Origin of the sequence: Pseudoalteromonas sp. SG43-8, from assembly GCF_014164245.1 — a bacterium.
Taxonomy (GTDB): domain Bacteria; phylum Pseudomonadota; class Gammaproteobacteria; order Enterobacterales; family Alteromonadaceae; genus Pseudoalteromonas; species Pseudoalteromonas distincta.
In genome coordinates, this window is the sequence record NZ_JACJEX010000001.1 from 619,023 (window position 1) to 643,833 (window position 24,811).

A 24,811-nucleotide genomic window follows, 5' to 3' on the forward strand; every position below is an offset into this window, starting at 1 on the left:
TAGTTACCTTAGCTGTTTAGGCCTTCAACATACTGCTGGCGGGTTTGTACTTTAACCAAGCTATTTAAGTGTTCAACCGCTTGTGTTTGCCCGTTAATTAAATCTTGAAAATGCGCAAGTAACACGGCTTTATCCAGTTTTTCTTTATCGCCTGAACCAATGTCGGTTAAATCAACCATAAACTCGTCAAATTTGTCGGCAAAGTCACTCACAATATCCATGTTTAAAAATTGCTCATGGTTATAAATACTTGGGTAGCCGCCTTTTTGCTTATCAATAGCAAAGCTAATACCTTTAACATTGGTAACGGTGGTTTCTTTTTTACAGCTCAGCATACAGCTTGCGTCAATACGTGGTTTTTTACATCCTACTGTTTGCTGGAAAAAACACTGTCGGCTAGTCATCATTAGTATTGGATGATAAATGCTGTACATCATTTTAAAGTTGTTAGGGCGTTTAATATTACGCATTTGTGGTTTGTTTATTTCGTTTGAAATAAACGCGCCTTTTGCGTTTAAATCTTCTTGTAGTGTTAGTAACGCATAAGAGTTTGTGGTGTTTAACAACGGGCCTGCAATCCAGTCAATACCCATTTGTACTGCTTTAAATGCAACGCCTGTGTTGTTACTAATAATAAGCTTAGGTTTTACAACCTCGAGCAAACGTACCGCTTCTTCAAAATCTTTACCAATTAACACCGCCGGAAACCACGGAATTAACTGTGGGTGCTCTAAAAATACATTAATGTATTTATCGTTATCGGTTCTAAAGCTCTCTGGTAATTTAAAGTAAACATCGCCACCTGTTAAATCACATAGATGAACGTCTTTTATGTCCGATATTAAAATAGAGAGTGTTGTTTTGTTGTCGGCTTTTGGGTGGTTTACTAGTTTTGGCAGTTCAACAGGGGCGAGGACGTCTTTGCCTTCGTTTAATAAAAACGCGACTTGCTTCTTAATACGGGCAAGCTCTTTAAACGGAATGCTCAAGTTGTCGCCTAAGTTTGAGTAATCCATATTTTTAATTTCAAAATTGGCATTACTAAAGGTTTTAAAGCGTTTATCAATAGCTGCAATATCAACAACCGATTTATCGGCGGTTTGCATAGGCATTTGCGATTGAACTTCAAAGCGTAGAGGTTGAAGGGCGCTTTGCTCTGCTAGGGTGTTGTCGTGTTTATCGTTTATTGTCAGTGTGACTGTAAATGGCTGGTTTAATTGGCCTGTAAACTCAAAGCGTAGTTCTCGCTTTGAAATATCTAAAAACTCAATCTTCTTTTTAACTAACGTATCAATGTCATTTTTTTCTGCGGCGAGCTCTTGTTGTGCATCGTAAATTTGCACAACCGAAATTGCGTTATTCTTTTCGTTAGCGTGATCAAAGCTATGGTCGCGCGGGTTGTCGGTAAACATGTTTTTTGTCATGTCACCTTGCAAAAACTTATTAGTGAAATTACGGTTAAATACTTTATATAAGCTTGAATCGTCTTCAATTAAATTACCTGTTTGTACAAAGGTATCTATTTGTTTGCGCCAGCTATCAATAACGGTATGAACGTAGTTAGCACCTTTAATGCGGCCTTCTACTTTTAACGAGTCAACACCCGCGGCTACCAACTCCGGTAAATCAAAATAGGCTGAATTATCTTTTAAGTTTAACGGATGTTTGTTACCCATAGCCGTTGGCTCGTATTCATCACGACATGCTTGTGAGCAACGACCACGGTTACCTGAGTTACCCACACTTACTGAGCTTGAATAACATTGCCCCGAAAACGCAATACACAATGCACCATGTACAAACACCTCGGTTAATACATCGCATTTGTGCGCTACATCGGTCAGTATTTTAATTTCAGTTAAGTTAAGCTCGCGCGATAAATTTACACGTGTAGCGCCAATGCGCGCTAAAAACTCAACCTGTGATTCGTTATGCGTAGTTAACTGAGTTGATGCGTGAATATGCAAAGTAGGAAAGTGCTTTTTAACAATGTTGAACAACCCTAAATCTTGCACAATAATGCCATCGAGCGTGGTATTTACGAGTTGGTTAAGTAGCTTAAATAGCGCGCCCATTTCGTGCTCTAATATCACTACATTTAGCGTTAAAAATATTTCACAGCCGTATTCATGGGCTAGGCGAAGTGCGCCGTTAAGCTCATCAAACGAAAGATTAGACGCTCGGTTACGTGCATTAAAGGTATCTAATCCACAATAAACCGCATTAGCACCGGCTACAATGGCGGCTTTTACCGCGTTAACATCACCGCCTGGGGCTAATAGTTCAATCTTTCTACTCATTACAATGTCGCTTCGCTCATATTTAATTGCCGCGAATTTTATATGGTTAAGCACGTTAATGCTATTTATTGAGGGATATAATAAAGACTAAAATAAAAGAGTGCATAAAATTACAATTAAGGTAGCTGATTTATTACGTAAACATGTAATAAAATGATAGTTTATAAGCCAGCAACACTTTCAACTTTACTTAGGCGAAACCCATCAGCAATCAAGATATTAAACAGTTAGATACAGATTTAAAAAGTGATGAATCTGGAATTATTAACACCCAACTAAAAATAGCCACATTTAACCTGTTTAACTATCTTGAGCCGCCCAATGCATACTATGAGTTTGAGAAAATTTATACTGTGCAGCAGTGGGCTAAAAAGCAGCGTTGGATTGTTGATTACTTAACAGAACATGCCCCTGATGTGATTGGTTTTCAGGAAGTGTTTAGCATTGACTCATTAAAAGAGCTAGCAGGCGAGCAAGGTTATAATTACTTTGCTGTAGTTGATACGCCAGAGGTGATTGATGACTTTATTTATAAACGCCCCGTAGTGGCAATCGCCTCTAAATACCCCATAGTTGAAGTAGCAGCGGTTGAGCACGATAGTGAGCTTGCAAATGCGCTTGGCCTTAATAGTGAGTTTACCTTTAGTCGCAAAGTACTAAGAGCAACTATAACGCTGCCGCATATAGGTAATACCGATTGTTACGTGGTGCATTTTAAGTCTAAGCGCCCAATGATTAATGTTGATGAGCATAATAAAGAGCTTACACCCGAGCAAAACATAATTGAAATTTTAAAAGCGAATGTAGCGGGTGGGTGGGGCTCAACTATTCAGCGTGGCAGTGAAGCTACATTACTAATGATACAAATGATTGCCCGTCGCGAAGCTACGCAACAACCCATGCTATTAATGGGGGACTTTAATAATGAACTTGCGGATGGCGTATTAAGCCATTTACTAACGAGTACGCTACGCTTTGCGCCTGCATTTGACGCTAAAACCTACCTCGCTAAATATTGTTTAAATGATTCATGGGATTTGTTTGTTAAGTCGCAGCTAAGCGAAGATGACCTATTAAATGGCGGGGCAATAACTAGCGATGAAATAAGCGATAGTGAAAGCAATAGCATTTTTGATTTAGCTGATGAAAACGAAGCAAAAAATGTTAATGCAACTAAGCTTATGCCTTTAAGAGCACCAACACATTATTATGGCGCGAGCAGCTCCGTGCTTGATTATATTTTATTATCATGTGAGTTTGATGCCAGCTACCTTGGCAGTTTTTTTGAGGTGATTGAGTATAATACTTATGATCGTCACTTAATTAACCCCGAATTTGAGCGTGATGATTTAAGTACCGATCATGGTATTGTGTTAGTTACACTAAAACTAAGAAGCTAGGCTTGCTCTATGCATAATTATGCTAAAATTATAAATTAAAAGTATTCATATAGCAGCAATACTTGATGTATTGCGCCGGTTTATATATTTTATCATCAGCCTTTTGAATTATATTAATAATAAATTACTAAAATGGTAAATATGGAATTTTATACCTACTTGAATCATAAGCGAAATATGGGGTTACCTTCGCAAATACATAGTTTCATTGTAAAGCGAATTTATAATTTTACATTTTTTGTGAAAGCTTTGCTTTTTGCTTTGTTTGTTAGCTTAAACAGCGCTTACGCACAAGAAACCACCTCATACAATTTAACTAATGAATCTAATGCAGGGCTGCTAAAAAGAGCTGAATTACTTATAGATACTGACGTTATAACAAGTATTGAACTAAGTAAGTCGTTGTTGTCACAAGCGCAAAGTGCTGATGACACGTTACTCAGCGCAAAGCTACATAACTTGCTAGGTAGGGCGAATAAAAAAAATAACAATATTAATGAATCACTCGAGCACTTTTTACAATCCTCTGTTTACTACAGCAAATTAAATGATTCACGAAACCAAATAAAGGCATCTATTAATTATATAAATATATTATTAGAAGAAAAACGCTATGACGAACTTACTACCCGCATTGAAACTTTATTACCAACAACCCTTGTGTATGGCGATGACTTTTTTATAGCGCAAGTGCTCCTTACTAAGGGGGATTCGTTTTATGAACAAAAAAAGTACAATAACGCGAACGCGCAATACACATCTGCTTTAAAATACCTTGTTGATGAAGACGAATTAATACAAAGACAGTTAGGTGAAACGTATAAAAAATTAGCTCAGTCGTATAAACGCCTCAAAAATAGAGAGCAAACGGCTCACTTTTATACAAAAGCTTTAGAAATATACATAAGTTTAGGTGATTTAAAGCTAATGGCGCGTACTTTAAATACACTAGCAGAAGCACACCGTTATTTAGATAACTTAGTTTTAGCCCTTGATTACTCCACTCGCGCATTAGAAATACATAAAGACATTGACGATCCTGTTGGCTTTGCTAAGGCATTACTAGGGGCGGGTATTATTTATCGTCATATTAATCTTTATGAAAAATCACTTGAACATATAAATGAGGCATATTTATATTATAAAAAAGTAAATAACATGCTTGGGGTTGCTAAAACATCAAATCAAATGGGACTGGTATATACACGATTAAGGCAGTTTGATCGGGCTGAATTTTTCTATCAAATAACTATCGATTTGCCAAAAGGTATGGTCGAGGAAAAAACGCTCGCTTCAGCTTTAAGAGAAATGGCTGTTATTAACCTCGAATCTGGCGATTTAGCATCAGCGATGCAATATGCTAAAAAAGCTTATATCACTTATAAAAACCAAAACCTTACATCGTACATTTCTACAACAGCACGTATTATTGGTAATATTTATCGTGCCCAAGGAAATAACAACGAGGCTATAGAGTATTACAAAGAGTCATTGTCGTTTGCCAGAGAAACAGGTGGTAAACTTTATGAGATAAAGTCGCTTACTGCGCTTGCGGGCATTTTAATTGGTATTGATACAAATGAGGCGATTACTTTACTGAAAAGGTCACTCGCTTTATCAACCGAAATAGATGATAAATTACATATGCTATATGCCTATCGTGAAATTCGAATAGCAGAAAAATTGCGTGGTCGTATAGAAGAGTCACTTCGTTATGCAGAAGAAGAAATAGCCCTAACCGATATTATTCAAAATGAAAGAAATGAAGATAAATTGGCGCTTGAAAAAGCACATTTACATTCGCACAAAATGGAAATAGAGCTTGAGACGTTAAGAGAAAAAGAAAAACGCCATCAGCTTGAGCTTGAAAAGAAAAATAATCAAATTGAAATCGCCGCCCAAGCTAGAGTTATATCAGAGCTAGAGCTTTCAAAGAATAAATACGCCAGTATTGCGCTCGCATTTTTATTAGCCGCTTGTTTAGCTATTGTATTACTGGTTTATAGAAGTTTTATTGCCTCTAAAAAACGTAATGAAGAGTTAGACTATTTGGCAGCAAGAGACCCTTTAACCAATTGTTATAACCGTCGTATTTTATTTGAGCTTATGAATCGCGACTTTTTGGATTTACCTCAGATTGAAGAGTACTGTATTTTAATGGTCGATATTGATCATTTTAAAAGCGTTAACGACACCTATGGGCATAGCATTGGCGACACAGTACTTTGTGGCGTAGCCGAACTTTTACAAGCTAATATACGTAAAAGTGATAGCGTGGCCCGTTTTGGTGGCGAAGAATTTTGTATTATTTTGCCCAACACAACTCAAGAGCAAGCAATACGTATAGCTGAGGCTATTCGTATTAAAGTTGAAAAAGCGACATTTGATGATATTCCTGTTACGTGTAGCTTTGGGGTTACGTCTGTTAAATTTAAAGCCAGAACACCTTCTGAGTTGATTGAACAGGCTGATTTAGCTCTTTATGAGGCTAAGTCCTTGGGGCGTAATCAGGTAGCGTTATGGGATGCTTCGCTTGAAGAGTTTAAACTTTATAAATCGGAGTAAATCCAGCAGTATACAGTTTAGTTTTGATGTTATTTTTTAAAATTATAACAAGTAAATTTTATACAATGCTGTGTGTTACTTACATATGTAATTAGGCTTATTAGATTAACCCTTTTAATATCAGTGTATTAACTTAGGCTTTAAAATTGCAATCAATACTAAGTTAAAAACAAAACAAGGGATTTAATAATGACTGAAGTTGCACTTTCTGCCTATTTGGCATTTTACCTCTATTTAATTATGTTGCTTGTACAGTGGGCTGTGGCTACGTTTAGCAAAGCTAAAGAGCCAAATGCTGTACCAGGTAAAATTGACGAGGATTTATCGCACGACAGCTTTATATTTAGAGCACATCGTACGTTTCATAATACGCTTGAAAACAGTGCATTATTTATAGGTACGGTGTTATTTGCGTATGTAATTAATTATCAAAGCCCGATTTTTGCAATGTGTATTTGGGTGTATTTAATTGCGCGTTTAATTCACATGGCGCTGTACTACGCTATAGCAACGGAGAAAAACCCAAGCCCACGTAGTTACTTTTTTTTAATCGGCGTACTTGCTAATGTGGTTATGCTGATAATGATAGGGTTAAGACTAATCTCTTAATTTATAAAAAAGTTATAAAATTTATTTATAACGATAAAAAAAGCGAAGAGCCTCTAAGGCATCTTCGCTTTTTTGTTTAAAGTAGAAGCAGAATAAAACTACCTCTACTGTAAGGTAATATTAATGGCTAATCGACGCCTATAAACCCGCCTGTTTGGTGTGTCCATAGGGCTGCGTATATTCCACCCTTAGCGATTAATTGTTCATGAGTGCCTTGCTCAACTACGCCGCCGTCATCAAGTACAATTAATCTATCCATTTGTGCAATGGTTGATAGCCTGTGCGCTATGGCAATAACTGTTTTACCTGTCATTAAATCATCAAGACTTGCCTGAATTGCGGCTTCTACTTCTGAGTCAAGTGCGCTGGTGGCTTCGTCGAGTATAAGTATGGGTGCATTTTTAAGTAGTACACGTGCAATAGCAATACGTTGGCGTTGACCGCCTGAAAGCGTAACACCGCGTTCGCCCACTTGTGCATCAAAGCCTTTATTACCTTTGCTGTCGACCAAGTCGTTTATAAAATCAAGCGCCTTAGCTTGTTTGGTCGCGTTGATCATCTCATCGTGGGTTGCATCGGGGCGACCGTACAAAATATTGTCTTTTACTGAACGATGAAGCAGGGAAGTATCTTGCGTTACCATGGCTATATATCTGCGTAGGCTTTCTTGGCTTACGTCCGTGATGTTTTGCCCATCAATTTTTATTGTTCCAGAGTCGGTATCGTAAAAGCGCAGTAATAAGTTAACAAGTGTTGATTTACCCGCGCCAGAGCGACCGACTAAGCCAATTTTTTCACCAGGTTTAATATTTAAGTTTAATCCGTTCATTACTGGGCTGCGATTAGTCTCGTTTGCAGCTTTGCCGTAGTTAAAGTGTACGTTGTTAAACTCAATAGCACCTTGGCTTACGTTAAGTGTATCGGCGTTTGGTTTATCGGCAACTTCGATAGGGTTAGATAGTGTTTTCATACCATCGGCTACGGTGCCAATGTTTTCAAATAAGCTGCTTATTTCCCACATGATCCACTGCGCCATACCGTTTAATCTGAGCGCTAAGCTAACAGCAACTGCAATGGCGCCGGCGCTAATTGCACTAAGTGACCATAAATAAAGTGATACAGCGGCAACCGAAAATACTAATAGGTAATTTAAGCTTTGAATAACAAAGTTTAAGCTGGTTACTAAGCGCATTTGCTTGTACACAGGCTGTAAAAATACATCCATGCTTTGTTTTGCGTACTGCTCTTCACGCTGGGTATACGAAAACAATTTAATAGTTGAAATGTTAGTGTAACTATCAACAATACGACCAGTCATTTCTGAGCGCGCATCGGCCTGTGAGCTGGCAATTTTTTTAAGGCGTGGTACAAAGTAAAGTTGCACGCAAATGTATAAAACCAACCAAACTAATAAAGGGATCATTAAGCGCCAATCAGCTTCGGCAACTAAAAATACCATTGAGCCAAAATAAACCACTATGTACATTAATACATCGAGTAGTTTGGTCACTGTTTCGCGAACGGCTAAAGAGGTTTGTAGCACTTTAGTGGCTATTCTTCCTGCAAATTCATTTTGATAAAAGCTAACACTTTGGCGCAGTAAATAACGATGCGCTAACCAGCGAATCGACATAGGGTAATTGCCAAGCAATGCTTGGTGCAAAATAGCAGAATGGAAAAAGACAACAATGGGCAATACTAATAACAGCATGACAGCCATTTTAATAAGCTCTGACTTTTGCTCTACAAACAAGGTTTCGGGCGTGTAGGCCGTTAACCAATCAACAAGTTGGCCCATGTAGCTAAATAAAGAAACCTCTAAAATAGCGAGCATGGCGGCACTGATTGACATAAGCAGCAACGACAGTTCCATTCCTTTGGTGTAGTGGCGACAAAAAGCAAATAAAGTCGAAGGCGGCTGAGTGGGTTGGTCCTCAGGAAATGCTTTTGTCATTTTTTCAAATAATCGATACATTTTAAAAACTTAAATGGCAAATAATGACGAGTATCATACCATTTAAGTATTTTTAAATGCAGGTTTGTGGGGCATTAATTATGAGTGTTATTCTTATTTATTGCGTTGGGTTACTTAGGTTTCTTCCTTCGCTCATGTATAAATCGTCATATCTGAGACCACCATTTCCGTAAGGCTTTTTAATTGGGCCTGTATTACAGTTTGCTAAAAAGTATATAAGAGGTTGTTCGCGTTTCATTCTAAATTGTGCATTTTTATATACCAGCGTTTGACTGTTAAACTCACCACCTTTTACGTAAACATCATATTGCTGACCTTGCTCTGAGGCTGCTGCGTTATTAACAATATACCATACGTCGTACCAGGTATTTGTTTGCAGTGGCTTGGCCGATTGTTTGGTAGTGTAGTTTTGAATGTTGCTATACCCGATGTCGGTTTTGACCATTAATGCGCCATCGTTTACAAGCCCGTTTGATTCTGTTTTATCGGTTACGCGAAGTGTAGGCTCAAACGCATCGTACGCATGTTTATTAATTAGCTCTGGCGTAAGGTTGCTTAATCCAAAAGCATGGTTATTAGGAAAAGCAGCCACGTTTATACGCATATAAAATGTGTAGGTGTCACCAACTTCAACCGCTTGTGGAAGTTTTGTATAAGAAAGCGCTTTACGATTTCCTACAATCCCCTCAGCTGCAGGTTTTTTTAGTAAATAATGATTTGTTGATGAGTTTGCTTGTTCTGATTGTATAACTGTTATTTGTGGGTTTTTAACCTGTGGCTTAGTTTCATTTTGGGTATCGACACTCTGCCACTTGTTAAGTGAATTTTCAAAATTATCAATAAGTAGCCAATCGCTCGATGTATTTTTTTGAATAGTTGAACATGCTGATAGCGTGCTAAACAAACATAGAATTAAAATGTGTTTGGAAGACATAATTGGCTCTCGTAATATTATTGATATTTGGTTAACCAATTTAAGTTTTGGCTATAGTTTTTACTGGGAGTTATATAACCAATTTAATTTTTTTATGTCAATCATTAAAGCAATAGCTAATGGCGTGGGAACTGCGAAGATACAAAAATTATTATTCCATTCAAAAAATTAACCAGTAAACTTATCCATTAAATCAACTCAGCAAATTTCAGCTGAGTTTAAAATAATTTAATAGTTAGGATGTTATATGTATACGGGTTCGTGTTTGTGCGGTGAGGTAAACGTTGAAGTGTCGGGCAGTATAACTAGGGCGTGTTGATCTTTATGGATTGAAATTTGTTCAATCTAGGGGCGATTTAATCGCGGCGCAAGGTTTGTAACCTAGTGGGCTAAGTAAAAACCGAGCAACAAAGAGTCAATCGTCCCTAGCAAGAACCCAAAGGGCAGCGCATGTTTGGTCTTTATGCTACGTTATCGCCTATGTATGGGGAACAACCACATATCATAGGCTCTGCCTTGCCTAAATACCAAACACACTGCTGCAAATTCAACCACCAAAGAACAACACGCCCTACTATTATTCATTGTCATTGTTCACTGTGCAGAAAAAACAGCGGGACTGCATTTGCAACCAATGGCTTTGTAAATACAAGTGACTTTACAATAACAAAAGGTCAAGAACGACTCAGTGAATATAGTTTTAAAGCAGGGCGCACACGTTATTTTTGTAGATGTTGTGGCTCGCCTGTTTACAGTAGCAACAGTGATGACAAAAGCAGAATACGAATTCGTTTAGGAATATTCGATACCGATATTACTGAGCAGGTATTATCGCATAATTTTGTTACGTCTAAAGCTAACTGGGAGAAGTTAGAAACAAGCTTACCGTGCTATGAAAACATGAACCTGGTCGGTAAAGCGTTTCATTCAATGTGGTAAATGCTGTTAATACTTTTATAAAGGTTTGGTGCAAAGTTTATAAACACCGGTGAGTTTTGTATTTCATCAACGTTTATATGCATTAATGTTTGCTGGCTTAGTATGATCACTATATTTTTGTATTCGTTAAACTCTATTATCGCTAAGCACTTAAAGTGTTGTCTTAAAAGTACTAAAAGCATTTGCAGCTCTTGGCCAGTTTGTGGGTTTAAATTAATGATTACTTGCGTATTTTGCTCACTGCAGCGATTTATATTTTGCCAAAAGCTATCGCTGGTTAAAAAAGGCTGATGATATTCACCACTAAAAATATCGATAGTGATTACGTTAAAGTGATCAGTGCATTGGGTAATATATTGCTCGGCGCATTGTAAATAGCTGCTGTGCTTAATAGGTAACTTAAAGTGCTGGGCTGCAATTAAGGCAATGCTTGGGTTTATTTCTACCGTGTTAAATGTATTGATGGTGTTTATGTAAGGCATATTATTTTGTAAGTGATACATAATTCGCTCAAACCCTGCCGTGCCTAAACCTAAATTTAATATATTTAGTGTATCTACCGGTTTAAGTAAAAATAACATCATACATTGGTTTACAGGCACTATTACTTGCTCAGGGTGTATAAGGTTCATAACGCCTTGAATTGTTATATCTTCATTGGTTTTTTGTGCAAGCGTTAACCAACGGTATTCTTCGTTTTGATACACGCATACTGGGCCGTATGCACTTTGCTGCGACTCAATAAGGTTACTTTTAATTGTATCTTCTTTTAGCTGACGCATAACTTAAACTATTAATGTATACACAATTACAGTGTGCCACGAAAATCGCATTTTTTTATAGATTATTGTGTAACAAGGTTTGTAATTTAACCTCTAAATATAATATTGTATTAGCAATTAATTACTTAGACGTTATTCAAGGATTGGAAATGGGGTCGATTCTAGGGCCTGCTGTTTTAGCGTGGTTTGCGGTATTTATCTATTCTTTACGATTAGGGTATGTGCTTATTTATAAAAATATGAGCGTGTTAACCACAGTGTCTACTTTTGCAATTAGTATTGTTGGTATGTTGGCTTTTATGACGTATGGATATAGACAGTTTGTAAACAATACCTCTGTTTGGGCATTTGAGATCCCGAGTTACTTTTTATTTAGCAAAATAGCTTTTATAGGTGTATTGAGTGGTTTTTTACTTAACTACTATATTAATCCTGAAAATAGTTCGGAGTTTTTGAGCTGTTTAGCATTTGTATTAATATTTATGTTTTCTGCTGGTGTGCTTGCAAGCTTAGGAGGACATGAGGCCTTTTTGAAAGAATTTGATATTAAAATCACTCATTAAAAGTATGCATAATAAATTTTAGCCCAGTACCTATAAAAGGTAGTGGGCTTCTTACTATCCTAATAACCTCTTTTAAATGCGCTTTAGCGTGATCCTTTCTACATCTACCTCAAATGTATTGCCATAAAACCTTAGTTAAGTAATGGTTACACTATAATAATTAGGAGCTAATAGATGCTTAAAACACCTTTGAAAATCACAACAACGTTACTTAAATTTACTGCAATTGCAGGTGCCTGCACACTTGCATTATCAGCACATAGTGAAACGCAACTACAATACACAGAACAGCAAAAATTACATGACATAGCAGCTCAAGTATCAGCCGCACGTATTGGTAGTGACATTCAAACACTGGTGGATTTTGGTACTCGCCATACGCTTTCAGAAACTAAATCGGATACTCGAGGTATTGGTGCGGCTAGGCGTTGGATAAAAAAAGAATTTGAAAAAATATCCGCGCAGTGTGGCGGTTGTCTAGAAATTATTGAAGTAAAGGACACTATATCGGGCGAAAAACGCATTCCTAATCCTGTTGAAGTAGTTAACATTGTGGCTATTCAACGAGGGTCAAGCGAGCCTAATCGCATGGTGATGATGTCGGGTGACATAGACTCTCGTGTAAGTGATGTTATGGACTTTACGAGTGATTCACCTGGGGCAAATGATAACGCATCGGGTGTGGCGGGAGTAATTGAAGCAGCTCGTGTTTTAAGTAAATACAAATTTAATGGCTCAGTCGTTTACGCGGCGCTTTCGGGCGAAGAGCAGGGTTTGTTTGGCGGAAAAATATTAACGGCTTATGCACAAAAGCATGACTGGCAAGTTCATGGCGTTTTAAACAACGATATGATTGGCAATATTACCGGTATTAATGGGGTAACTGATAATACAACTGCGCGTATATTTTCAGAAGGTACCCGTGTTGTAGAAACAAAAGAGCAAGCTAATACTCGGCGCTTTACGGGTGGTGAAGTTGATTCGGCGAGTCGAAATTTAGCTCGCTACATAGATACTATTGCTGACAGATACATTCCTAACTTAGATACAATGCTTGTATATCGATTAGATAGATTTGGCCGTGGTGGGCATCATCGTCCATTTAATGATGCAGGTTTTGCAGCAGTGCGTATTATGGAAACTAACGAGCACTACGATCGTCAGCATCAAGATTTACGCACTGAAAATGGCGTTGAGTATGGCGATACTATTGAAGGCGTTGATTTTGATTATACGGCTAAGTTAACTTCACTTAATGCGGTAACGATGGCATCTATGGCATGGGCGCCCGCACCGCCAAAAGAAGTTAAAATAAAGGGCGCTGTTACAGCTGATACGTCGTTTTCATGGCAACAAAGCAGTGATGAAAATATTGCTGGCTATAAAATTTATTGGCGTTACACGAGCGAGCCGCAATGGCAGTTTAGTAAATACGTTGGTAGGGTTTCACAGTACACACTTAAAAACGTAGTGATTGATAATTATTACTTTGGTGTAGCGTCTGTTAGTAAAGACGGTGTTGAATCGCCAGTAGTATTTCCGGGTGATGTGGGGTCGTTTGATCACAATATAAAATAATAGTTTGGCTAAAAACACAGCAAACAGAGCGCTTTAAGGTGCAAATGACCGTTTTATACTTGCACCTTATTTACTAAGCCCTTAGAGTGTTAAAAAAGAAGTAAAAGGTTAATAAAAATGCAGCAACAAGAAAAAAAGCCGTTAACAGCAAAAGAACAAGTTATAACTGATGAGCAAAGAATGCAGTGGCAACGCGAATGTTTTCAAACAGCGCAAAAGCATCTAGCTGAAAAGGGCATTATGCCAAAGTCAGTAGTTGATAAAGACAGTCGATTTTTAGCACCTCTTTGTGCAATGTGGAAATTTAAAGCACAGAACGGTAAAACATATTGGGTAGTAACAGGGCGGTTACCTACAGATCACGCTGAAGTAAGTGCAGCAACAGATGCACGCGATGCAATGCGTTATTTTTCACTGCAGTGGCAATTAAAAGCGGATCAGATTATGAGTACAGGCGCGCGTGATAAAACGCAGGTAGATTTTGCTAACTTACTTATAAATAGAGCACATGGCTTGTACGAAATGTATGATAATGAACCGCTGTGGGCAAATGAGGCAAAGTAACGACAGTTTGGGTTAAGTAAAAAAGTAGAGGGTGATAGCTTATTTATTGCCCTTTGCTTTATCTAATGGAGAAGTGTGAAGGGGGTTGTATTAAACGCTGAAACAGGGCATTGCATACGTTGCCTAGGAATTCCCGCCTCCATAAATACATTCCCTTGCTGAATAAAGCCATTTCGCTTAAAACGCTCTACTTCATTTAAAATACAATTAATGCTTACTTCTTCAATACCTTGTTTTGACGCTAATTCTACAATAAAGTTGAGAAGCGATTTATATACTTTGCGATTACGGTGCTCAGGTAATACAGCTATTCTGCCGATTAAGCCATCTTTACATAATCTACCTGTTGCTATTGGGCAGTTTGCATCGTCTGTAACAAGTACATGTAATGCAATTTTATCTAGGCTATCAAATTCGATGTGTTTGGGGATATGTAACTCGTAAACAAAAACTCGCTCTCGAATTTTTTGTAGCATATCTTTTTTTATATCCCATTCAACCTTATCAACCAGATAGCCCATTGCAAACTCCTATTGATACCAAATTAGAATGAGTAAGCAATCACAGCAAAATTATTTAAGCCAATATCAGATGAAAATTAAAAATTTTAACTGACCTGTATACATCATATTTTACGCTGAAAAATGCTCATCATTATTAATATAATTGGCATTATTACTCGTGGTCTATATTAAACCAGATCCCCTCATTAACAAGTGTAGTAAAAGTTTGAGTAAAAACTAAACTTGGATTTGTTAAATTTAATGCTGAAGTTTCAAACTCAGTATGATCGGTAAGTAGTTTTACCGCCGCTAAGTCGGTTAGCGGCATAGCGTAATTTTCGCCATTTACACTTAGTAAAACTTCTGTATCGAGTTGCTGATAAATAGCGCGTGTGCCGCCTAAGCGTTCAAACACTGTTTCTTCATCACTTAAATCATCGCTTATTTGCTCTGACGTAAATGGAGGCTCTACTGGCGCTAAATCCATTTCATGTTTGGGCTGACTAAGTGTTGAGCCTAACCATTGTTTAAATAAATCGTCATTTTCTAAAAGTGCTGCCATCAGTGTTTTAACTTTATCAACTTCAAGGCTTGTAAGTTCACCTTTAGATTTTCTTAGTGTGATGTTGTGATCGGTATAACGTTTTTGGCCGCTTTCGGTATCAATTATATGATCGGCAAAGCTCGATAATAAATCTTGTTGATTTGGCGCTCTAAAACCAACTGAATAATTGAGCGCGTTTTCTACGGCGTAACCTTCGTGAGGGCACCCTGGTGGAATATATAAAATATCGCCAGGCTCTAATATGCAATCAATTACGGCTTCAAATGCTTCTACTTGCAGTAATTTTTTGTTTTGAGCAAACTGCTTAAGGGTTGGATCGGGCAGCCCTACGCGCCAATGACGTTTGCCTTCGCCTTGAATAATAAACACGTCATATTGGTCTAAGTGTGGGCCAACACCACCATTAGGCGTTGAGTAGCTGATCATTAAATCATCTATGCGCCAGTTTGGAATAAATCTAAATGGCTCTAGTAGTTGCGCAGCTTCGCTATGCCAGTGATCAACTGCTTGCACGAGCAGTGTAGAATGATCGTCTGTTAACTGCTCAAAGTCTTCAAATGGACCTTGGTAGGTTTGCCAATCATTTTTATGATTAGTGATAATACGTGACTCTATGCTTTCTTCCATTGCGAGGCCGGCAAGTTCATTAGCATCAAGTGGGTCTTGAAAGTCTGCAAAACCTTGTTTGATTAAAAGCGGCTTTTTTTGCCAAAAATGGCTTAAAAACTCTTGCTCAGACAAATTATTTATTTTTAATTGATACATACATTATGCCTACTAGTTAGTGCAATGGGTTAAAACAAAAAAAGCGAAAGGATAATCCTTTCGCTTTTTAAAAGAGTAATTTAGTTTTTAAACTAAGTCATCAATAAACTCAACAGCACGACCAATGTAATTAGCAGGTGTTAGTTTTTTCATTTCTACTTTAGCGTGCTCTGGAAGGTCAAGACCATCGATAAAGTCAGCCATTATTTCTTGATTTACACGTTTACCGCGTGTTAAATCTTTAAGTTTTTCGTATGGCTTTTCAATACCATATTTACGCATAACTGTTTGAATCGGCTCGGCTAACAATTCCCAGTTTTGATCAAGCTCGTCTGCTAAACGTTGCTCGTTTACTTCAAGCTTGCTCACACCTTTAAGTGTTGATTGGTATGCAATAATCGCATAACCCATACCTACACCTAAGTTACGTAATACCGTTGAATCGGTAAGGTCACGCTGCCAGCGAGAAACTGGTAATTTTTGTGCAAGGTGAGCAAAAATAGCGTTTGCTAAACCTAAGTTACCTTCTGAGTTTTCAAAATCAATTGGGTTAACTTTATGCGGCATTGTAGATGAACCAATTTCGCCCGCAATTGTTTTTTGCTTAAAGTGATTAAGTGCGATGTAACCCCACATGTCACGGTCAAAATCGAGCAAAATAGTGTTAAAGCGTGCAATTGCGTCAAACAACTCTGCAATATAGTCATGCGGTTCAATTTGTGTAGTAAATGGGTTAAGTGTTAAACCTAAGCTTGATACAAATTTATCTGCGTGAGTATGCCAGTCGTAATCTGGGTATGCACTAAGGTGAGCGTTGTAGTTACCAACAGCACCGTTAACTTTACCTAGCATTTCTACTTGTTCAATTTGGTCGCGTTGACGCTTTAAACGCATGTATACGTTAGCAAACTCTTTACCCATCGTTGATGGTGTAGCTGGTTGCCCGTGCGTACGAGTCATCATTGGGATTGCTTTGTACTCAATCGCTTTTTCTTTAATTGCGCTTAAAAGTTCATCGCAATAAGGGAGTAAAACCTTGTTACGTGCTTCGCTAAGCATTAAACCATGAGATAGATTGTTAATATCTTCTGAAGTACAAGCGAAGTGAATAAATTCATTGATTGCATGAAGCTCACTGTTATCGGCTACTTTTTCTTTTAATAAGTATTCAACCGCTTTAACATCGTGGTTTGTAGTGCGTTCAATATCTTTAACGCGCTGTGCATCAGCTTCACTGAAGTTATCTACAATAGCGTTAAGTAGTGCATTTGCTTGTTCGCTAAATGCAGGTACTTCTTTTATATCGCTTGCTGCAGCTAACGCTTGCAACCAACGCACTTCAACAATTACGCGGTATTTAATTAAGCCAAATTCGCTGAAAATACTGCGTAGTTCAGTGGTTTTGCTGCCGTAGCGACCATCCACTGGAGAGATAGCCGTTAACGCTGAAAGCTCCATAATAACTCCTAAATTTTAGTTTGAACGATAGTTAAATTTTTGTTTTAGCAATGGCGAGTATTTTTCTTTTTGAAAAGAAAAAGTGACGGCGTTTACCGCCCATTTGTCGCCATAATACTGCACTTCTAACACCGGCTAGTAATAGGGCACGGATTTTATTTTGAGTGAGCTGCTGTTTTAATAACTCGGGTTTACCATAAACCTGTATTCGGTGCCCAAGGGGGCTCAGCACCGACGAGTATATATCTGCTAAACCGGCAACAACGCTCTCGTCGGTAATAGCAAAATGATCTAAACGACGATGAATATCATCAATTCGTTTGCCTAATTCGTTTAAGCTCTTGTCGTTTGCATTTAGTGCACGCTCAAGCTGCATTAAACCACCTACGTACTTTACTATTTCAACATCTTTTTGAGCGCCTGCAGTAAGCTGCGCCATTAATGTTTTATAGCCATCACGTAGGTTATCTGTACCTTGATAAACGTCCTCTGGAGATTCAGGAGATGTTTGAATAATACTTGAAAGTAAGATTTCTAAATCGTGTTCGTTGTTGCTGCCGTATTGGGCAATTTTTTGAACTTGTTTAGCAACCTGGCACATGGCGGCAAGCGCCATGAGTTGGTATTCATTCATTACTTAATCACCGAGTCAATAATACCACCACCTAAACACACATCTTCTGCATAAAATACGGCAGATTGACCTGGCGTAACTGCTTTTTGTGGTTCGTCGAATAATACACGAGCCATGCCGTCTTCACCTACAAGTAGGGTACAGCTTAAGTCTTCTTGACGGTAACGTGTTTTAACTGTGCAGCGAGTGGTGCCTTTAGGGCCAACGCGGTCTACCCAATGTAATTGGTTTGCATTAAGACCATTACTGTATAGGCGAGGGTGATCTTTACCTTGACCAACAACAAGTACGTTACGTTCTAAATCTTTATCAACTACGTACCATGGTTCGCCAGAACCTTCCTTCATACCACCAATTAACAAGCCTTTGCGTTGTCCAAGCGTGTGGTACATTAAGCCTTCGTGCTCGCCTACGTTGTTACCGTCAGTGTCTTCGATAACGCCAGGTTGAGCTGGTAAGAACTTTTGTAAAAAGTCTTTAAATTTACGCTCACCGATAAAGCAAATTCCGGTGCTGTCTTTTTTATCGTGAGTGATTAGGTCTTGTTCTTCTGCTATGCGGCGTACTTCTGGTTTTTCGATATCACCTACAGGGAATAACGTTTGGCCAATATGTTCATGGCTTAGGGTATATAAAAAGTAGCTTTGATCTTTATTGTTATCAAGTCCGCGACACATTACGTATTTGTCATCGCGAAGTTCACGGTGAACGTAGTGTCCGGTTGCAATAAAGTCAGCACCGAGTGCTTGAGCCGCAAATTCTAAAAAGGCTTTAAATTTAATTTCTTTATTACACATTATATCTGGGTTTGGCGTACGACCAGCTTTGTACTCTGCTAAAAAGTACTCAAATACATTATCCCAATACTCTGCTGCAAAGTTAACAGTGTGAAGCTCAATACCTAATTTATCACACACAGCTTGCGCATCTTTTAAATCATCAGCGGCGGCACAGTACTCATCATTGTCGTCTTCTTCCCAGTTCTTCATAAACAGGCCTTCTACTTGGTAGCCCTGTTGTTGTAATAAATATGCAGATACAGAAGAATCAACACCGCCGGACATGCCAACAATGACTTTAATGTGACTATTTTCGCTCATGAATAATTTCGCTTATACAGATTGCTGTTAACTTGGAAAGGCCGCGATTATAGCATGTATTTTGTTTGTGCTTAAAGAGCGTAGGGCGGCAAAGGACATAATTTGTCACTATTTTATTTGTATAACAAATAGCAAACTAGACTTAAACGCATTATCAGGCTTTAACTTTAGTAATATTAAAGTGATCTTTACTAATAAATTAAGACTATAGAATAATTCATGTAGTTATTGAGTTTTATTAATAGTATTTTCTTTCAAAACTACTAGGGTAAATATACACTTAATAAAAATAAAATAGTGGTGGGTATATGGTTGTAAACCACTTTAAAGCCGCTTGAAATATAGTCAATGGAATGAATATATGAATTATGCCTATCAAATAAACAAGATAAATTCTTTAGTCGAGCATTACACACAAAAATCTGATTTTGTGGATAGCGAATTACTTTCTAGCAAGACGACAGAGTTTAAAAAATCAGCCTATCATCTTTTTTATGAGTTAATAAAACTCAAAAACCCTCATATTTACCAAGAGCCAAACCATGTACATGAATTATTTAGCTTAATAAAAGGTTCAACAGTCAAAAAGAAAGTTGAGTTAAAGGTGCTTGAGCATTTAGAGCACTGGTGGCTTGAGTGGTATTTCGCTTTAGAAATGGACGAAAAACTTAGTATAGAAAAAAGTGATATGCCAATGAGTTACTTACCTCAAAGTACACTCAACCCTATGCGCAAACATGAGATAAGTCACTACGCTAGGTTATTTACCGTTTTGCCAATGCCAGTATGTAATGTATGTGCCAAGACGGGTGATATTTTGAAAGTTAATCAACGTTTTGTAGATGTTTTTGGTTATACAGTAGAAGATGTGCCAAATCTTAAATCATGGTGGGAAAAAGCGTATCCAGATCCCCAATACAGAGCACTTGCAAAAGAGCTGTGGCAAGACTCACTTGAAAAGGCACTAAATAACAATAACGACATACCTGCAAATAACTATCGAGTGTCTTGTCGTGATGGTTCGCAAGTGATGATGGAAATTTCAGGGATTGATATAGGTGAAGAGTTTTTAGCTGTTTTTAATGATGCAACAGAGCGTTTAGAAGCAGAGGATATACTTAGGGATATGGCCTTTTTGGATGCATTAACCAAAATTGCAAATAGGCGTCGGTTTGATGAAAAGCTAACGCATGAGTATGAACGAGCAAAAGAATGCGAAGGCATGCTATCGATGATTATTATCGATATTGACCATTTTAAACAATTTAATGATCGGTATGGGCATGTAGCGGGCGATACGTGCTTATATGACGTGGCTCAAAAAATTGCTTCAACGGTTAGTCGTCCAGAAGATTTTGTGGCTCGCTATGGTGGAGAAGAATTTGTTGTTTTACTTCCACAAACAGATAGGCAAGGAGCGCTGTTTATAGCAGAGCAAATACAAAAGGCTGTAGAAAGCTTAGCTATTGCTCACCAAGATAGCTTTACCGGATTTTTATCAATAAGTATGGGCATTAATACCATTAGCAACTATACAAATAGTAATGAAATCAGCTTTGTTAAAGCCGCTGATAACGCCCTTTATTATGCTAAAAAACAAGGACGTAATTGTATAGCGCTAAGCTCAGAGTAAATCAATTATAAATAGTTTCTAAGCTTAACGGTGGTCGATTCAAGCTGTCGTTAATGCACTTGAGCACTAAAGGGCTTCTAAGAGGTAATGATTTTATTTGCTCTAATGTATGCCAGCTAGCGCTGATGATGTCGGAATCCATTGGTGTTGGTGCTTTTATATTATTAGGCGCTTCAAATAAAAAACAGAACCGTAAATAGTGCACTGCGTTATCAGCATGCAAATTATACACACCTAAAAAGCCAATAGGCTCAAGCGCTAAGCCGGTTTCTTCAAGTAGCTCTCTGCTTGCAGCTTGTGCAAGCGTCTCATTTTTCTCTAAATGACCCGCAGGTTGATTGTAACAAATTTGCTTTGTAAATTTATCGCGCTCTTTTACAAGTAAAAACTCATTTTGCTTTTTTACTATTGCTGCAACCGTAACATGCGGTTTATGCATCAACTACGCCCTTAATTACTTTGTATTCACCACAATTAATATCATCCAACGTATAGTTGCCAATACTGTAGCGAATAAGGCGAAGTGTAGGGTGGCCAATATGCGCGGTCATTCGACGAACTTGTCTATTTTTACCTTCATTAATGGTAATACTTAGCCAAGTAGTGGGGATTGCTTTTCGTTCACGTACAGGTGGATTACGAGCCCAAATTGTTGGTTCATCAATTATTTTAACGTTAGCGGGGAGTGTAAGCCCGTCTTTAAGTTCTACGCCATTACATAAATCATTAATTGATTCACTCGTTGGTTCACCCTCAACTTGTGCCCAGTAGGTTTTATTCGTTTTTTTATCAGGAGCAGTTAAGGAGTTTTGTAATTTTCCACAGTTTGTTAAAAGCAATAAACCTTCACTGTCTCTGTCTAACCTTCCTGCTGCGTAAACTTCTTTAATAGGAATAAATTCAGCAAGCGTTTTTCTGTCTGCGTCATCTGTAAATTGGCATAGCACATCAAACGGTTTATTGAATAACACAATTTTTCTGTCTTTAGATGCTATTTGTGGCTTTATTTCTCTTTTACCTGAAGGCGTTTTATTAAGTGCACTGCGAGAATAAGTACGCCCAGTACTTCTTTTTGGCTTGGCTTGTGATGCTTGATTATTACCTGATTTAGCTCTCATTATATGCACCTAGCTGGTTTTGGTAATCCGGCAATTTTTGTTGCTTGCTTGGCTGGGCCTTTAGGAAATAATTTATATAAATAAAGGCTATTTCCTTTATCTTCACCGAGTGCTTTAGCCATTGCTTTTACAAGCATTCTAATTGCTGGGCTGGTGTTATATTCAATGTAAAAATCACGAACAAAGTTAATGACTTCCCAGTGTTGCTCACTCAGTGTGATGTTTTCTTGAGTAGCAATTACAGGCGCCAGCTCCTTTGACCATAAAGTATGGTCGAGCAAGTAGCCTTGTTTGTCGGTGTCAATCTGTTGGTTGTTAAATTCAAGCATGAGTTACCACGTAATGGATTGATTAGTTGATAAAGTGAGTGCCACAAAGTCTTCATAGCTAATTGCTTTATCGTTATCGGCTAATTTAATTGCACGTATTTGCGCGTCTTGTTCAAGTATTAACAGTGTATCTGCAAATTGCCTAAATTGTTTTTTTGCAAAGCAGGCATCACCAACAAGTAGTACCTTATCGCCTGATAAAATTAAATTCTCAAGCTGATTTGCCGAGTAATAGTTAAGCGGCTTTGAAAAAATATGTAACGTACTCATAGGTTCACCACATGTTGCTGCGCTTTAATTAGTGTTTGTTGTTGGCTAAAGTTAAGGACTTTTGCCTCTATGAGTAAATCATGTTTATTTAAACCATAATCAAGCAATGATTTTTCACACACAAAAATATTTTCAACATCATAAATTTCGAGCGTTTTAATATTTTTAAAAAAGTCTTTTAAGCCAATATTGTTTGGTTGCTGATGCTTTTTTAAAGCTAAAACGGCGGGGCCGCTAAATAACCAACTTACATTTTGGTCAACAGCAGCAAATATCAGTGTCATATCAAGTGCATCACGAATATTTAAATCGTCAAATGGACTGCACTGACTCATTACTAATACGTTTATCATTTAAATTGCACCCATTTATCTGCGTCGCTTGCAAGCATTGCAAATTCAGCTAATCCTGCGACTTTAAATACACCTGTGTTTTTAATATCTAACCCGCGCTTTTGCGCAGCGGTAACACACAGCATTAAATTTAGTTTTTGATCAGCGAGTTGCTGCCAAAGTGCTGAAATTTGAAGTTCGTCTGAGGATAAATCAAAGTGGGTAGATGCATGATAAATACCTTGCTGGTATAAAAAAATAGCATCAATGGTGTGCCCTTGGGCTAAACATGCATTCGCAAATTTAACTATGCGTTGCGTGGTATCGTGATCGGATGGTGGTGTATGTAATGAAAGAACAAAGCGTGCCAAAACAATTCCAATAAAAAGCCCCAATAAAGGGGCTATTTTAACAGAACTATTTAATTAGTCATCACTTGCGCCAAGTAGAGCAAGCAAAGAAGTAAATAAGTTATATACGCTTAGGTATAAAGACACAGTTGCACGAATGTAGTTAGTTTCACCACCGTTTATGATTCGGCTTGTATCAAATAAAATCAAACCAGACATAATCAGTACAACTGCTGCATTAAGCACCATAAACATCAATGAACTGCCAATAAAAATATTAACGATGCTTGCTACAATCACAACGATTAAGCCAACAGTTAAAAAGCCACCCATGAATGAGAAGTCTTTTTTAGTATTTAGTGCATAAGCAGATAAACCAAAAAAGATAAGCGCTGTAGAACCTAAGGCTTGCATAATAAGCATTGGGCCATTTGGTAATGCAGCATAATGGTTAAGCAATGGACCTAAGCCAGCCCCCATTAAACCTGTGAAAGCAAACACCCAAAATACACCAGATGCTGTATCTGCTTTTTTATTTACAACAAATAATAAACCGAACGAAACGAGTGTAAACACAATTCCCATAAAGTAAGGTAATTGTAGTGCCATTGAAATACCGGCTGTAACTGCACTAAATGCAAGTGTCATAGCTAGTAAAAAGTAGGTGTTTTTAAGTACCTTGTTTGTTTCAATGGTAGACATTACCGGTTTCGCGGTATTGTACGATTGATTAAACGCCATTGTAGAGCTCCTTTAAGTGAAACGTGTGTGTTTCGATAATTTAACTAAAATTAGATTACCAACTCTTATATGTTTGGGCAAACCTTTGTAGATCAATAGAGTTAAATATTTAAATAAAAGTATATTGACGGCTAAATTAAAAACACTTTGTTTTATCTTTAAACAAATTAATTGTTTTTTAAGCACTTAAACAATTAATTTAAAAAAAAGCTTCACAAAAGGGATGGGTTTCCCTATTATGCAGGCCGTGCGGAGAGATGGCAGAGTGGTCGAATGCACCGGTCTTGAAAACCGGCATGGGTTTATAGCCCATCTAGGGTTCAAATCCCTATCTCTCCACCACTTATTTATGAGTGTGTGGTAATTTATTTATCATTCATTTAAAAGTTATTAGTACACTCTTACTTTTAACTTAGCAGTATCGGAGAGATGGCAGAGTGGTCGAATGCACCGGTCTTGAAAACCGGCATGGGTTTATAGCCCATCTAGGGTTCAAATCCCTATCTCTCCACCATATAACAAAATAGCCCGCTAATTTGGCGGGCTTTTTTGTGCCTGTAAAATAAATAAGTGCACTTATATCAACCCGCAATAATACTTAATCATTTTGCGGGGCTAAACGTGTCGCTCCCTGCGTTAAAAAATTCTCATTTTGAACAACTAAATAGCGAATTTATTCCCTAGCTATCAACACGATTTTCCACCCTCAAAATAGACCACTTAATTAAGCGAATTGGTATAAAACTACAATAATTGCAGCGCACGCAAAATTTAAAGGACTAAATAATAACAAGATAACAAAAT

Annotated in this window: 24 protein-coding genes and 2 tRNA genes; 10 read left to right on the forward strand and 16 right to left on the reverse strand. The window is 37.8% G+C overall.

Going from position 1 to position 24,811, the window contains the following annotated elements; genetic code table 11:
- Nucleotides 1–8 precede the first annotated feature (8 nt).
- Nucleotides 9–2,300, reverse strand: a complete 2,292-nt coding sequence (locus H5122_RS02790) for a peptidase U32 family protein (protein WP_182681230.1) — start codon at nucleotides 2,298–2,300, stop codon at nucleotides 9–11.
- 296 nt (nucleotides 2,301–2,596) lie between these two features.
- Here H5122_RS02790 and H5122_RS02795 point away from each other — a divergent pair, with 296 nt between their 5' ends.
- The 3 genes from H5122_RS02795 to H5122_RS02805 all read left to right on the forward strand — a co-directional run bounded on the left by H5122_RS02795 (nucleotide 2,597) and on the right by H5122_RS02805 (nucleotide 6,874).
- Nucleotides 2,597–3,700 carry an endonuclease/exonuclease/phosphatase family protein gene (locus H5122_RS02795; RefSeq protein ID WP_182681436.1) on the forward strand — a complete coding sequence of 368 codons (1,104 nt, stop codon included), beginning with the start codon at nucleotides 2,597–2,599 and terminating at the stop codon, nucleotides 3,698–3,700.
- Between the two features lie 240 nt (nucleotides 3,701–3,940).
- A complete protein-coding gene (locus tag H5122_RS02800) occupies nucleotides 3,941–6,265 on the forward strand; it encodes a tetratricopeptide repeat-containing diguanylate cyclase (RefSeq protein ID WP_310736065.1) in 2,325 nt (774 codons plus the stop codon).
- 189 nt (nucleotides 6,266–6,454) lie between these two features.
- A complete protein-coding gene (locus tag H5122_RS02805; RefSeq protein ID WP_182681232.1) occupies nucleotides 6,455–6,874 on the forward strand; it encodes an MAPEG family protein in 420 nt (139 codons plus the stop codon).
- A 127-nt stretch (nucleotides 6,875–7,001) separates the two neighbouring features.
- Here H5122_RS02805 and H5122_RS02810 read toward each other — a convergent pair whose 3' ends face one another.
- Nucleotides 7,002–8,849, reverse strand: a complete 1,848-nt coding sequence (locus H5122_RS02810; RefSeq protein ID WP_182681233.1) for an ABC transporter ATP-binding protein — start codon at nucleotides 8,847–8,849, stop codon at nucleotides 7,002–7,004.
- Nucleotides 8,850–8,946: 97 nt separating this feature from the next.
- Nucleotides 8,947–9,783, reverse strand: a complete 837-nt coding sequence (locus H5122_RS02815) for a hypothetical protein (RefSeq protein ID WP_182681234.1) — start codon at nucleotides 9,781–9,783, stop codon at nucleotides 8,947–8,949.
- Between the two features lie 450 nt (nucleotides 9,784–10,233).
- Between H5122_RS02815 and H5122_RS02820 the strand changes: the two genes are divergently transcribed.
- Nucleotides 10,234–10,722 (forward strand): GFA family protein, encoded by a 489-nt coding sequence (locus tag H5122_RS02820; RefSeq protein WP_259395732.1) that lies wholly within the window; start codon nucleotides 10,234–10,236, stop codon nucleotides 10,720–10,722.
- On the opposite strand, the gene H5122_RS02825 is transcribed toward H5122_RS02820, so the two are convergent.
- The gene (locus tag H5122_RS02825; RefSeq protein WP_182681235.1) at nucleotides 10,707–11,504 is read right to left on the reverse strand and encodes a hypothetical protein; all 798 of its coding nucleotides are present in this window, start codon (nucleotides 11,502–11,504) and stop codon (nucleotides 10,707–10,709) included. The two genes, H5122_RS02820 and H5122_RS02825, sit on opposite strands and share 16 nt — an antisense overlap.
- A gap of 149 nt (nucleotides 11,505–11,653) precedes the next feature.
- Between H5122_RS02825 and H5122_RS02830 the strand changes: the two genes are divergently transcribed.
- The 3 genes from H5122_RS02830 to H5122_RS02840 all read left to right on the forward strand — a co-directional run bounded on the left by H5122_RS02830 (nucleotide 11,654) and on the right by H5122_RS02840 (nucleotide 14,209).
- Nucleotides 11,654–12,067, forward strand: a complete 414-nt coding sequence (locus H5122_RS02830) for a hypothetical protein (protein WP_182681236.1) — start codon at nucleotides 11,654–11,656, stop codon at nucleotides 12,065–12,067.
- 174 nt (nucleotides 12,068–12,241) lie between these two features.
- Complete coding sequence (locus tag H5122_RS02835) at nucleotides 12,242–13,645, forward strand: M28 family peptidase (RefSeq protein ID WP_182681237.1); 1,404 nt, start codon at nucleotides 12,242–12,244, stop codon at nucleotides 13,643–13,645.
- A gap of 117 nt (nucleotides 13,646–13,762) precedes the next feature.
- Nucleotides 13,763–14,209, forward strand: a complete 447-nt coding sequence (locus H5122_RS02840; RefSeq protein WP_024594685.1) for a DUF4826 family protein — start codon at nucleotides 13,763–13,765, stop codon at nucleotides 14,207–14,209.
- A 62-nt stretch (nucleotides 14,210–14,271) separates the two neighbouring features.
- Here H5122_RS02840 and H5122_RS02845 read toward each other — a convergent pair whose 3' ends face one another.
- The 5 genes from H5122_RS02845 to mnmA all read right to left on the reverse strand — a co-directional run bounded on the left by H5122_RS02845 (nucleotide 14,272) and on the right by mnmA (nucleotide 19,234).
- The gene (locus H5122_RS02845; protein ID WP_182671571.1) at nucleotides 14,272–14,730 is read right to left on the reverse strand and encodes a GNAT family N-acetyltransferase; all 459 of its coding nucleotides are present in this window, start codon (nucleotides 14,728–14,730) and stop codon (nucleotides 14,272–14,274) included.
- A 154-nt stretch (nucleotides 14,731–14,884) separates the two neighbouring features.
- Nucleotides 14,885–16,042 (reverse strand): cupin domain-containing protein, encoded by a 1,158-nt coding sequence (locus H5122_RS02850; protein ID WP_182671572.1) that lies wholly within the window; start codon nucleotides 16,040–16,042, stop codon nucleotides 14,885–14,887.
- Between the two features lie 87 nt (nucleotides 16,043–16,129).
- Nucleotides 16,130–17,500 carry an adenylosuccinate lyase gene (purB, locus tag H5122_RS02855; RefSeq protein ID WP_182671573.1) on the reverse strand — a complete coding sequence of 457 codons (1,371 nt, stop codon included), beginning with the start codon at nucleotides 17,498–17,500 and terminating at the stop codon, nucleotides 16,130–16,132.
- A gap of 31 nt (nucleotides 17,501–17,531) precedes the next feature.
- Nucleotides 17,532–18,134, reverse strand: coding sequence for a high frequency lysogenization protein HflD (gene hflD, locus H5122_RS02860; protein ID WP_182681238.1), 603 nt, complete (start codon nucleotides 18,132–18,134; stop codon nucleotides 17,532–17,534).
- Nucleotides 18,134–19,234 carry a tRNA 2-thiouridine(34) synthase MnmA gene (gene mnmA, locus H5122_RS02865; RefSeq protein ID WP_182681239.1) on the reverse strand — a complete coding sequence of 367 codons (1,101 nt, stop codon included), beginning with the start codon at nucleotides 19,232–19,234 and terminating at the stop codon, nucleotides 18,134–18,136. Before mnmA ends, hflD begins: the two co-directional genes overlap by 1 nt.
- 361 nt (nucleotides 19,235–19,595) lie before the next feature.
- Here mnmA and H5122_RS02870 point away from each other — a divergent pair, with 361 nt between their 5' ends.
- Nucleotides 19,596–20,867: a sensor domain-containing diguanylate cyclase gene (locus tag H5122_RS02870; protein ID WP_182681240.1), complete on the forward strand. Its 1,272-nt coding sequence runs from the start codon at nucleotides 19,596–19,598 to the stop codon at nucleotides 20,865–20,867.
- Between the two features lies 1 nt (nucleotide 20,868).
- On the opposite strand, the gene H5122_RS02875 is transcribed toward H5122_RS02870, so the two are convergent.
- The 7 genes from H5122_RS02875 to H5122_RS02905 are packed head-to-tail and all read right to left on the reverse strand — an operon-like array spanning nucleotide 20,869 to nucleotide 24,007.
- Nucleotides 20,869–21,306: an NUDIX hydrolase gene (locus tag H5122_RS02875; protein WP_182671576.1), complete on the reverse strand. Its 438-nt coding sequence runs from the start codon at nucleotides 21,304–21,306 to the stop codon at nucleotides 20,869–20,871.
- A complete protein-coding gene (locus H5122_RS02880) occupies nucleotides 21,299–21,985 on the reverse strand; it encodes a pseudouridine synthase (protein ID WP_182671577.1) in 687 nt (228 codons plus the stop codon). Before H5122_RS02880 ends, H5122_RS02875 begins: the two co-directional genes overlap by 8 nt.
- Nucleotides 21,985–22,314: a TusE/DsrC/DsvC family sulfur relay protein gene (locus H5122_RS02885; RefSeq protein ID WP_182681241.1), complete on the reverse strand. Its 330-nt coding sequence runs from the start codon at nucleotides 22,312–22,314 to the stop codon at nucleotides 21,985–21,987. The genes H5122_RS02880 and H5122_RS02885 overlap by 1 nt, the downstream gene beginning before the upstream one ends.
- Nucleotides 22,315–22,317: 3 nt before the next feature.
- Nucleotides 22,318–22,584, reverse strand: coding sequence for a DsrH/TusB family sulfur metabolism protein (locus tag H5122_RS02890; RefSeq protein WP_182681242.1), 267 nt, complete (start codon nucleotides 22,582–22,584; stop codon nucleotides 22,318–22,320).
- The gene (tusC, locus tag H5122_RS02895; protein WP_182681243.1) at nucleotides 22,581–22,937 is read right to left on the reverse strand and encodes a sulfurtransferase complex subunit TusC; all 357 of its coding nucleotides are present in this window, start codon (nucleotides 22,935–22,937) and stop codon (nucleotides 22,581–22,583) included. The genes H5122_RS02890 and tusC overlap by 4 nt, the downstream gene beginning before the upstream one ends.
- Nucleotides 22,934–23,287, reverse strand: coding sequence for a sulfurtransferase complex subunit TusD (gene tusD, locus H5122_RS02900; protein WP_024596911.1), 354 nt, complete (start codon nucleotides 23,285–23,287; stop codon nucleotides 22,934–22,936). The genes tusC and tusD overlap by 4 nt, the downstream gene beginning before the upstream one ends.
- 54 nt (nucleotides 23,288–23,341) lie before the next feature.
- Nucleotides 23,342–24,007 carry a Bax inhibitor-1/YccA family protein gene (locus H5122_RS02905; RefSeq protein ID WP_008133668.1) on the reverse strand — a complete coding sequence of 222 codons (666 nt, stop codon included), beginning with the start codon at nucleotides 24,005–24,007 and terminating at the stop codon, nucleotides 23,342–23,344.
- A gap of 251 nt (nucleotides 24,008–24,258) precedes the next feature.
- Between H5122_RS02905 and H5122_RS02910 the strand changes: the two genes are divergently transcribed.
- A tRNA-Ser gene (locus H5122_RS02910) sits at nucleotides 24,259–24,349 on the forward strand.
- A gap of 81 nt (nucleotides 24,350–24,430) precedes the next feature.
- Nucleotides 24,431–24,521 (forward strand) — tRNA-Ser (locus H5122_RS02915).
- Nucleotides 24,522–24,811: the final 290 nt, after the last annotated feature.